The 4,162-nt window shown below is 45.8% G+C and carries 3 protein-coding genes and 1 pseudogene; 2 read left to right on the top strand and 2 right to left on the bottom strand.

The window, feature by feature from the left end; all coding sequences use genetic code 11:
- Positions 1-173: 173 nt before the first annotated feature.
- Together IM477_RS04640 and IM477_RS04635 are read left to right on the top strand one after the other, a co-directional pair.
- The gene (locus tag IM477_RS04640) at positions 174-1,193 is read left to right on the top strand and encodes a hypothetical protein (RefSeq protein WP_287730714.1); all 1,020 of its coding nucleotides are present in this window, start codon (positions 174-176) and stop codon (positions 1,191-1,193) included.
- 5 nt (positions 1,194-1,198) lie between these two features.
- Entirely contained in the window at positions 1,199-1,615 is a 417-nt protein-coding gene (locus IM477_RS04635) for a type II toxin-antitoxin system PemK/MazF family toxin (protein ID WP_287730718.1), read from the top strand.
- A gap of 13 nt (positions 1,616-1,628) precedes the next feature.
- Here IM477_RS04635 and IM477_RS04630 read toward each other — a convergent pair whose 3' ends face one another.
- Both IM477_RS04630 and IM477_RS04625 read right to left on the bottom strand, forming a co-directional pair.
- Entirely contained in the window at positions 1,629-2,336 is a 708-nt protein-coding gene (locus tag IM477_RS04630; protein WP_287730716.1) for an MBL fold metallo-hydrolase, read from the bottom strand.
- A 798-nt stretch (positions 2,337-3,134) separates the two neighbouring features.
- A pseudogene (locus tag IM477_RS04625) lies at positions 3,135-3,779 on the bottom strand (FAD/NAD(P)-binding protein); the annotation flags it as partial.
- Between the last annotated feature and the right edge of the window lie 383 nt (positions 3,780-4,162).

Genomic DNA, 4,162 nt, shown 5'->3' with positions numbered 1-4,162 from the left:
GTCAGTCTGTAGAGCGACCATAAGACCAGAACAGAGTAAATCTGTTAAGGCAGGTGCGAAAAATCCTTCGGGAAAGAAGCAGAAACCCAAATCGTGAGGTTTGGGAATCACCGTCCGTTTACGGCGGTGAGGATGTCAATACATCACATCGTACTGTTAGTGGATAAGCTCCTATGGCTTGCAAAGAGAATCACTTAACTGATCGGAAAATCACCAAACGTACTCCGATTAATAAAGATAACTCTAAAAAAATTTCCGATTCTTTTTCTTCTGATAATTATTTAAAAAAAGAATTAATGGAGCTTTTTTGGTTAAAAAATATAGAGATTTTCAAGTTACTGAGGTATCGACAAGTTTTGCCAACAAAGGGTTTAATCCCCTTGCCCATGCCTCATTCTGATGAAAACTGCTATAAAATCGTCATTGTCAAAGATTGCGATCAAAGTTTTTTTAGGAAGGTTGATGAATGTTTGACAAAAATTGTTGAAAATTTATACGAAAGCAAAGTTTTTTTTGAATCTATTTCTTGGCAATCTGCAAAAACCAATGACAAAATAAACAAAGAAATTAAAGACATAGCTGGCAACATTACAATTCTTTTTGAAGAAAGATCATGGCATCAAGTCTATAATGCAATAGATCATGCTATTTTTGCAATTAAAAATTTTGTTGAACTAAATTCACAAGACACTACATATATCGACCTCAAAACCATCGCTTTTTTAAGAGAAAAAGCTGAAAATTTATATCGAGATTTTCGTATTCTCGATAGCAATTGGAATTCTTTAAAAATAATCATCGCAAAATATTGCAGTTATTCTGAAAGAGATTTATTTTATCTAGAAGAAGATTTTTTAAAAGTTTTTTCAGAAAAATTAGAAACGTTTGGTGACAAGCTAGAAGATTACATTGATTTTTTTGATATTGAAACTCTTCAAGATATTCAAGTAATAATGAGCGATATAATCGATCAGTCTCGTAAAAAGAATATAGATTTCAGTACGCCGACTGATTCCAAAAACTCTTTTAGAGTTCGGATTCGCAATGCGGCTGGATTTATTGACAGACTAATTGATTTTGTGGTTGAAGAGTCGGAGTCCGAAGATCAAGAGATTCTGGAAGTGATCGCTAATCACAGTAATTTTACTTTTTTGAAAGAGGAAAATACAAAAGAGGAGTATGTTCAAAATTGAATCAAGTGTCCATTTTTTATAAAAAAGGAGATGTAGTATATGCTCCCTTTCCCTATCAGGATAATCCAGAAGAAGAGAAAGAAAGGCCTGTTCTAATCCTCGCTTCTGCCTTAGCGGGAAAAGGGTTTATCTGCGCTTACATAACTAGCAATTCTAATAAAAGATCGGGGATGATCGAAATTAAGCGGAGGGATTTTAAAGAAGGACATCTAGATGATGAATACAAAGCTTCTTATGTTAGACCGGACTGCATATCTACACTTGATAGAGAATTATTTAGAAGAAAATGCGGGACTTTGAGAGATGAAGTCGTAGATGAAATTATTCAAACTCTTATTAAATTATTGCAAAAACCGCCTCAATCACCTCCCTCCCCTAAAAGTATAGAACGGCCTCCTAAACCTAAAAAGAAAAATTTTTAAAATAAAATATTCACTAAATCTGATAATCCATGACGAAAACCACCTTACCACCCCGTGCGTTGGCACTTAAGGCTGCGGTCATCTTCTTGGGATAGGGTAGATTGAGATTATTCATCAACTCCACAAAATCCTCGCGATTGCGGCCAGCGAAACGGGGATTCCAGCGCTTTTCCTCACCGATCGAGGAGACCGTTCTTCCCAGATAATCGTGACAGGGGTAAACTAGCGTATCGTCGGGGAGAGTGAACAACTTCTCCGTCACCGTCTTGTATAGGACTTCCGGCGAACCCTTCTGAAAATCGGTACGACCGCAACCGCGAATTAAGAGTGCATCCCCCGTTAATAGGCGTTTTTCATCGATGAGATAGGCTATATGACTATCGGTGTGGCCTGGAGTGGCGATCGCTTTTAGCTGCTGACCTGCCACGATCCAGATATCGCCATCGCGTACATAACCATCGATATCGCTCACTTCGGCGTTTTCGGGAACGAGGATCGAACAGTTGGTTAACTCCCGTAAGCGGTGCGCTCCGGTGATATGGTCGGCGTGGACATGGGTTTCCATCGTGTAGCCTAGAGTTAACCCCAACTGCCAAAGAATCTGCCGATCGCGATCAACCTGTTCGAGGACCGGATCAATTAAAATCGCCTCCCCCGTACCCGAATCAGCGATCAGATAGGTGTAGGTACTCGATTCCCTATCGAAAAGCTGGCGGAAAATCGGCGCTGCCGGCCCGAATGCGATCGAGTAGGCCGCGGGGAGAGAAATTCTCTCTTTCAGCGATCGCAACAAATCCCGGGCCAGTTCGGCCGCCTGTAAACGCAGTTCGGGAATGGCGGTGGTTTCCCAGAGATCGCCTTTGCGGGGATTTCCCAAGCTGTACAGCGTGTCCGATGCCGTACCGTCTGGCCGGAGAATCGCCCCGTTGTCCGCGGTTTCGATGCCACAACCTAGGGGATGGGGACGGATTAACCCCCGTTGGCGAAGTTGAACGACGAGGGGATCGGTGATCGTCCGGTAATCGTTACCCGCGCCGGTACAGTTAATAATTCGCTCGATCGTTAGATTTAACAGGTTTCCCGTTCCCCGTTGACGGATAGTAACCTCTACACACCCGTTTTTAACCTCAGCAGTTTCAATTCTTCCCCCATGATAGGTTAATTGTCCCGATTCTACGGCCTCGTCGAGGATACCGGCGATCTCATCGGCGACGCGATGGCGAAGAACCTCCCAATAGGCTTTCAGGTGGCGTAGAAATCTGGCGCGTTCCGCTATCGGCAGACAATGCCATAGACCTTGAGATATCGGACGTAAGGCGTTTAAAACGGCCCGCCAGTCGTGACCTTGACTCTCTGCGGTTTTTACCTCCGCGCGAATCTGCCGTAGGAGTCCCCGGGTGGTCTGGGGCGCGGTTTCGAGGGTGAGGAACGGGGGATAGGGATCGGTGGGTCGGTGCGATCGAGGGATCAGGCCATGACGGGAAACTGCGTGGATTTTGCCCGTGAATCCCCTTTGTGCCAGGGAAACCACCATATCCACCATCGTTAACCCCGTACCGACGATCAGGATCGTCCCGTCGGGTTTTAGCTCGGCGAGTGCCTCCGTCTCCCAAGCGTCACGGAGATAGAGGGAATTGAGAGACGCAAGGGGTTGGGGAACCGTTGCGGGAAAATTGCCCAGCGCCAGAACTACTTTAGCGGCGCTGATTTTCTTGCCTCCTTTGAGGGTAATCGTCGCCTTTTCCCCGTCGAGTGCCAGATCGATCGCCGCATCGGTAAATGTTTCCAGACGGTGATCGGCAATGGCGTTGTCCCGCGCTTCTTCTAGGATCGAGCGGATGTATTTGCCGTACACTAGACGCGGTACGAAGCTGGCCGGATCGATCGATCGATAGCCGTTATCCGCTAACCAGTGGAGGAAATGTTCGGGATCGTCCTCGAAGGCGCTCATTTTGCCCGCAGGAATATTGAGCAGGTGGCCGCTGTCTCGCGTTCCGTAGGCGATCCCCGTACCGAGGGGTTTTCGGCGCTCGATCAGGGCGATCGATAATGGAGTCCCCGTGTCGCGTAACAGGTTCGCCGTCACGAGGGAACCACTAAATCCTCCCCCGATAATGGCGATGTCGAAAGTTGCAGAAAATTGATTCCGGTCAATGTAGCTCATAGATAAGCTAAACGGCTTTTACTTCGGATCACCGATATAGACTCCAAAAGGGTTATAGCTGTTGGATCATGCAGGTTAAGCGCCGTTTAGCTTAACTATCGGGGAGGGAATTAGGGGTATGGTAAGGGTGTCCTTGGGGAGAAAAGAAGCGTTTGGTTGAGCATTTAGGTCATCGATAGGCGATGCCCATTTGTTGAAAAATAGTATTAACTCGCCAATGTCGGTTTTTGCAGGAAGCTTCGGCCGCTATCTGTTGTTTTTTAATTCTCATCGGAAATTTTGGGTCTGAAACCCCGCCGTTCTAGGTTGGCTTTACGTTAGAATTAAAAGGCCAGTCTCGAAAACCAAGTGGACGGCGCAGCACCTTGAAAACTCGGCTTAGG

The sequence above is a fragment of the Microcystis sp. M090S1 genome (assembly GCF_020246295.1).
Classification (GTDB): Bacteria; Cyanobacteriota; Cyanobacteriia; order Cyanobacteriales; family Microcystaceae; genus Microcystis; species Microcystis aeruginosa.
This window is presented reverse-complemented; position numbering and strand designations above follow the sequence as displayed.

Bases quoted from the DNA above. Each gene is read 5' to 3' on its own strand.
- IM477_RS04640 (WP_287730714.1), top strand. From the start codon at position 174: ATGGCTTGCAAAGAGAATCACTTAACTGATCGGAAAATCACCAAACGT.